The sequence below is a fragment of the bacterium genome, from assembly GCA_018814885.1.
In the GTDB taxonomy this organism is placed as follows: Bacteria; Krumholzibacteriota; Krumholzibacteriia; order LZORAL124-64-63; family LZORAL124-64-63; genus JAHIYU01.
Genome location: JAHIYU010000114.1, coordinates 1 through 5861 on the forward strand (window position 1 = coordinate 1; position 5861 = coordinate 5861).

Annotated in this window: 7 protein-coding genes; 6 read left to right on the forward strand and 1 reads right to left on the reverse strand. The window is 69.1% G+C overall.

Features of this window, described 5'->3' with window-relative positions; translation table 11 throughout:
• The first annotated feature begins 65 nt into the window (after nt 1-65).
• The 3 genes from KJ554_07545 to KJ554_07555 all read left to right on the forward strand — a co-directional run bounded on the left by KJ554_07545 (nt 66) and on the right by KJ554_07555 (nt 2735).
• Nucleotides 66-1136, forward strand: coding sequence for an ABC transporter permease (locus KJ554_07545; protein MBU0742182.1), 1071 nt, complete (start codon nt 66-68; stop codon nt 1134-1136).
• A 12-nt stretch (nt 1137-1148) separates the two neighbouring features.
• Nucleotides 1149-2348, forward strand: a complete 1200-nt coding sequence (locus KJ554_07550) for an ABC transporter permease (protein MBU0742183.1) — start codon at nt 1149-1151, stop codon at nt 2346-2348.
• Between the two features lie 138 nt (nt 2349-2486).
• Nucleotides 2487-2735 carry a hypothetical protein gene (locus tag KJ554_07555; protein MBU0742184.1) on the forward strand — a complete coding sequence of 83 codons (249 nt, stop codon included), beginning with the start codon at nt 2487-2489 and terminating at the stop codon, nt 2733-2735.
• On the opposite strand, the gene KJ554_07560 is transcribed toward KJ554_07555, so the two are convergent.
• Entirely contained in the window at nt 2695-2889 is a 195-nt protein-coding gene (locus KJ554_07560) for a DUF3995 domain-containing protein (GenBank protein MBU0742185.1), read from the reverse strand. The two genes, KJ554_07555 and KJ554_07560, sit on opposite strands and share 41 nt — an antisense overlap.
• Before the next feature lie 80 nt (nt 2890-2969).
• Between KJ554_07560 and KJ554_07565 the strand changes: the two genes are divergently transcribed.
• The 3 genes from KJ554_07565 to KJ554_07575 all read left to right on the forward strand — a co-directional run bounded on the left by KJ554_07565 (nt 2970) and on the right by KJ554_07575 (nt 5494).
• Nucleotides 2970-3557, forward strand: coding sequence for a DUF2239 family protein (locus KJ554_07565; GenBank protein MBU0742186.1), 588 nt, complete (start codon nt 2970-2972; stop codon nt 3555-3557).
• 145 nt (nt 3558-3702) lie between these two features.
• Nucleotides 3703-5181: a thiol protease/hemagglutinin PrtT gene (locus KJ554_07570; GenBank protein MBU0742187.1), complete on the forward strand. Its 1479-nt coding sequence runs from the start codon at nt 3703-3705 to the stop codon at nt 5179-5181.
• Nucleotides 5182-5233: 52 nt separating this feature from the next.
• Nucleotides 5234-5494 carry a hypothetical protein gene (locus KJ554_07575; protein MBU0742188.1) on the forward strand — a complete coding sequence of 87 codons (261 nt, stop codon included), beginning with the start codon at nt 5234-5236 and terminating at the stop codon, nt 5492-5494.
• The last annotated feature ends 367 nt before the right edge of the window (nt 5495-5861 follow it).

Sequence of the window (5861 nt, forward strand, 5' to 3'; positions counted from 1 at the left end):
CCGATCTATGCCCAGAGCACGCCGTTGCTGGCGCGGTGTAGGTCGACGACGCGCTCGCCGGCAAAGTGCTGCGTTATCTCACCGCGATCGATGTCGAGGGACACCAGCGCCCCGTCAGCGCCGCGCACCCACAGCTCGCCTTCGTGGAAGGTGGCCTCCGCTGGAACGTCGCCGAGCCTCACGTCGCCGCTGCAGCGGTAGCTGGGCGCGCCCGGGGGTGGGCCGCTCGCCGGCATGAGCGGCGGCATGACCGGTGCCTGGCTACAGGCCGCCACGGCGAGCGCGCTCGCGAGATCACCGTCTTCGGCACCACGAATCCCATGCTCGAGATGCGCCGGCTGGAGATGGGGAGGGGCCGGTACCTCCCGGCCGACACCCGGGACGCCCCGGTCTGCGTGCTGGGCGCCAAGGTGGCCCGCGAGCTGTTCGCCGGCGCCAACCCGCTGGGCGAGACCGTGCGGCTGGGCGAGTTCCGCTTCCGGGTGATCGGCGTGCTCGCGCCGCGCGGCGCCTCGGTCGGCTTCGACCTGGACGAGGTCGTGCACCTGCCGGTGGACACCGCGCTGCGGCTCTTCAACCGGACCAGCCTGTTCCGCGTGCTGATGGAGGTGCGCAATCCGCGCGACATGGAAGCCGCCAGGGCGGCGGCGCTGGCCGTGCTGACGGAGCGTCACGGCGTCGAGGACGTGACCCTGATCACCCAGGACGCCGTGCTCGCGTCCTTCAACCAGATCTTCAGGGTGCTGACGCTGACCCTGGCCGGCATCGCGGCCGTCTCGCTGGCCGTGGCGGGTATCGGCATCATGAACGTGATGCTGGTCTCGGTCTCCGAGCGCACGCCCGAGGTGGGCCTGCTCAAGGCGCTCGGCGCCCAGCGCGGCCAGATCGTGACGCTGTTCCTGGCCGAAGCGGCACTGATCTCGACCGCGGGAGGCCTGCTGGGACTGTGCGCGGGTTGGGGCGCGAGCCGTCTGCTGCAGGCGGTCGTGCCGGAACTGCCGGCCTCGCCGCCGGCCTGGGCCGTGGCATCGGCGCTGGCCGTCTCGGTCTCGGTCGGGTTGCTGTTCGGCGGGCTGCCCGCGCGCCGGGCGGCGGGACTGGATCCGGTGAACGCGCTCATGCGCCGGAGAGCGTGAGGAGGTGGCGGCATGATCCTCGAGGACGTGATGGTCCAGGCGGCGCGCGCCGTCTCCCGTCACCGGCTGCGCTCGCTGCTGACGACGCTGGGCATCGTGATCGGCGTCGCCTCGGTCATCCTCCTCACCTCGATCGGCGAGGGGGCGCGCCAGCACATCGTGTCCGAGTTCACCCAGTTCGGCACGAACCTGGTGTCCATCAACCCGGGCCACTCGGAAACCTCCGGCATGCCCGGCCTGGGCGGCACCGTCCACGAGCTGACCCTGGCGGACATGGAGGCGCTGCTGCGCCTGCGCGGCGTGGCGAAGGCGGTGCCGGTGACCATGGGCACCGCCCCGGTGGAGTACGGCGAGCTGATGCGCAACACCTTCATCTACGGCAGCACGTCCGACGGACCGGAGGTGTGGAGCATGGGCGTGCGCCAGGGCCGCTTCCTGCCGGCGGGCGACCTGCGCCGCGGCTCGCCCGTGGCCGTGCTGGGCCCCACGCTGAAGCGCGAGCTGTTCGGCGAGGCCAACGCCCTCGGCGAGCACGTGCGCATCGCCGGGCAGAGGTTCCGGGTGATCGGGGTCATGGCGCCGCAGGGCCAGTTTCTGGGCTTCGACATCGACGACGCGGCCTACGTCCCCGTGGCGCTGTCGATGCCGCTCTTCAACCGCGACGACCTGCAGGAGATCGATCTGCTGATCGCCAACACCTCGCTGATCGACGCGGTGGCCGAGAGCATGCGCGAGCTGCTGATCGACCGCCACCACGGCGAGGAGGACTTCACCATCACCACGCAGACGGGCATGCTGGAGAGCTTCGGCCGCATCATCGACGTCGTCAGCGGCTCGGTGGGAGGCATCGGCGCCATCTCGCTGCTGGTGGGCGCCATCGGCATCCTGACCATGATGTGGATCACGGTGAACGAGCGCACCGCCGAGATCGGCCTGGCCAAGGCCATCGGCGCCACGCCCCGGCAGATCCTGGCCCTGTATCTGGCCGAGGCGGCGATGCTCTCGGGCGCGGGCGGTATTCTGGGGCTGCTGGCCGGGTTCGGGGCCTCGCGGCTGCTGCATGCGGCGGTCCCCGGCTTGCCGGTGCATACGCCGCCGCTCTACGTGGCGCTGGCCCTGGCGGTGAGCGTGCTGGTGGGGTTGGTCAGCGGGCTGCTGCCGGCGCGGCGGGCGGCGCGGCTGGATCCGGTGGTGGCGCTGGGGGCGGAGTAGGGCGCGATCGACGGCGCGTTCGGGTCAGGCGTCGCCCGGATACCACAAACGTCCGGCGCCTCGCCGTCCTCTGCCGCTAACGTACGTGCCGGACGGCGCCAGCGATCCTTTCCCACTCTGCGACGCCAGCGACTCCGCATGAACGACGCGAAGATACCCGGCGAGAGCGCCGAGGGGCGACGGGCAGCGGCGGAACCGGACGAGCCGGGGATGCTGCCGGTAGCCGCTCGTCTTGCCCCGCAGCACGGCCTGGGCCAGCAGCCCTTCCCGCCACAAGGCGACCAGACCGCGCGGATCGAGGTATTTCGGATGCAGGGTCCAGATCGCATTATTGGCGCCCGTTCCTTCAATAGCCCGAAGAAAGCCAGACAGCCAATGCAGACATGACCGCACAGAGCGGCGAGTAGACGAGCGTGTAGTTCCGTGAAAACCCGGTGCCGCGAACACGCCTGAAGAAACCGCAATACCGGAAGTCACCGCCCGCCCGCCTGCCAATGTGAAGGCAGACGGTCATATATCTACCTCGCAGATACGCCCACATATTATTACCCGGATAATATTGACAAACCCGTCATTCCCGGGTATAATTCGCATCTCCAGACCAAAATCCAAGGAAAACGGATGAACACGAATGAACTCTACACGGCCTTCGCGGGAACCGAGCGGGTTGCCCAAGGCGATCGGGCCCAGGTCGCTCTGGCGGTCAAGATCCTTGCTGAGGCGAAGGAACCCCGAGCGGTCCTTGTTTTTGCCGACCCGACCGGCGAGCAGGTGGATCTGGATCTGCGCGGCAGCGTCGACGACGTGTCGGCCCGTCATGCGGCCACGAGCACCGAGTCCCCGGGGGCCGACCCGGCGCGGCGCCCGCCGGGACGCCCCAGACTGGGCGTCGTAGGTCGCGAGGTCACCCTTCTGCCGCGCCATTGGGAGTGGCTGAATGCACAACCCGGCGGGGCCTCGGTCACCCTGCGCAAGCTCGTGGAGCAGGCGCGCAGCGGCAAACGGGACCAGGACCGGATTCGGCGATCCCGGGAAGCAGCCTATCGTTTCATGTCGGCCATCGCCGGTAACGAACCCGGCTTCGAGGACGCGTGCCGGGCCCTGTTCGCCGGTGACCGGAAATCCTATGCCGCCCGAACACGAGACTGGCCGGTGGATGTGCGCGATTACGCCCGCATGCTCGCAACGGAGGCGTTCGACCCGGGATGATCGCCGGCCCGCGGGCCCCCGGAATCCGCGTCTTGCGCAACACTTTTGCGACGATTATGCCGGATGATGGACATCGAAAGGCCTCATTCGCCCGTACCATCGTTCCTGACTCGGGCGTTCGCCCCGTAACGAGAAAGGTCCTCCCATGAAGCTGCGCTTTGTCCCGGTCGCCATTCTCGGCGCGATGCTCGCCGTCACGAACTGGGTTGCGGCCGCGCCCACGGATCTTGACGTCTCTCGCGCGATCGCCCGCGCGCATCTGGAGCGCATCGGCGCGACGGGGCGCGCGATCGGCCGGCAAGCCGACGTCGTGGAGGGGGAGTGCACCCTGGCCCGGATCTTCGCGCTGGAGCCGACCGGCTACGTGGTCGTCGCGGCCGATACCGACCTGCCGCCGGTGATCGCCTACGCGCTCGAATCCCCCTACCCGGACAGCGCACAGGCGGACAACCCGCTGCTGCGGTTGCTGACTGCGGATCTTAAAGCGCGGATCGCGGCCCGCGAGCGGATCGATGCCGCGACCCTCGCCGACTGGAGCGCCGAGTGGGACGACCTGCGCACCGGCTCGCCCGTTGCGGCCCGCTTCGAGCAATGGCCACCCGCCGGGTCGACGCCCACCGGCGGCTGGCTGCGGTCGAACTGGACGCAGGGCGCGCCCTACAACACGCTCTGCCCGCAGGACCGCGCGTCCGGCGGCGCCCGCAGCGTGGCCGGCTGCCCGGCCGTCGCCATGGGGATGATCCTGAACTACCACGAGTCGACCCGAGGCATGAAGTTCGATGACGGCGACCGTTACTGGCACAACTTCGCCGGCAACGCCTACTGGATTCCCGACGCGGCCGCGGAGTACGACTTTCCGGATTTCGTCACGCTCAACGGGTATCTGACGACGCTGACCGGGCACTGGACCGCGGGCGTGCCCCCGACCGGCACCGACATGGCGGCGCTGGTGTTCGCGTGCGGCGTGGCGGCGCATCAGGTCTACTCCGCCAGCGTATCGGGTACGTACGGTGTCGACCAGGCGTACGCCGCATACCAGCGCTTCGGCTTCGCCGAGTGCCGGCTGCTCCTCGCCGACGCCCCCGATCTCTTCACCGCACTCGCCGCCGAGATGCAGGACGCGAACCCGACCCACCTCGCCGTGGTCGATCCCGGCTGGACGATGGGCCACAACGTCGTCGTCGACGGCTACAACAGCGACGACTATTACCACCTGAACTTCGGCTGGGGCGGTTCCTACAACGGCTGGTACCTGCTGCCCGAGGAGGTTCCCTACGGCCTGACGGTCATCGAGGGCTTGATCCTGGACGTCACCCCCGGCGCGACCGCGGTCGAGGAGGACGCGGCGCCCTCGGCGACCACCTTCGCGCCGCGCCTCGCCGCCCACCCGAATCCGTTCAACCCGCGGACCGTGATCGCGTTCACGGCGCCGGCCGCCGGTCGCGCGCGGCTGACGATCCACGACCTCGCCGGCCGCCGGGTCGCCGTCCTGCTGGACGGAACCGTGGGGACCGGCCGGCAGACGGCGGGCTGGACGCCGCACGACCAGCCCAGCGGGGTCTACCTGGCGCGCCTGGAGATCGGGGGTACGGTGGTTTCGACGCGGGTCGTACTCGCGAAGTAGGGCGCGCCGGTCAACCCACCCTTCACGACAGGACTTCGCCTCCTACGCCCGGCTGGTCAAGTGCGCCAAGGAGTCGGCCGGCAAGCGGACCGGCGGCGGGGGCGGCAAGATCGGAAATGCCCACCTGAAGTGGGCGTTCTCCGAGGCGGCGGTCCTGTTCCTGCGCAACAACCCCGAAGGCATGAAGTTCAAGAAGCGCCTGGAGAAGAAGCACGGCAAGGCGAAGTCCCTGTCGATCCTCGCCCACAAGCTCGGTCGCGCCGTCTACTACATGCTCAAGCGCGACCAGGTGTTCGAATGGCGAAGTTCCTGAGGGCCCGAACGGGAGGGAGCGGTTCAGCCAAACGTCTAACTGGAGCCGCAACGGCAGGGCCATCGGTGTGCCGACCGATGCCGTCAATACGCATGTGGCAGCGACCACGCAGCGGCACCGGGATCGAGGCCAAGGCAGCCCGCGCTTTTGATTGGAGGACCGCTCCGCTCCCCGACAAGGACATGATCCGAGATCCGCTGTCCTGCACCTCACCCGAGCCCGACGACTAACTGGAGGACGAGATGCACGTTCAACCCGACGTTTGACTGGGTCGGTACGAGGGCACCGATGTGTTTCCAGGTCGCGAGGTCCAGGCCTCGCCGGCTCATCCGGGATGAGCCGTGAACCTCGATAGGTGTCTGGTGCA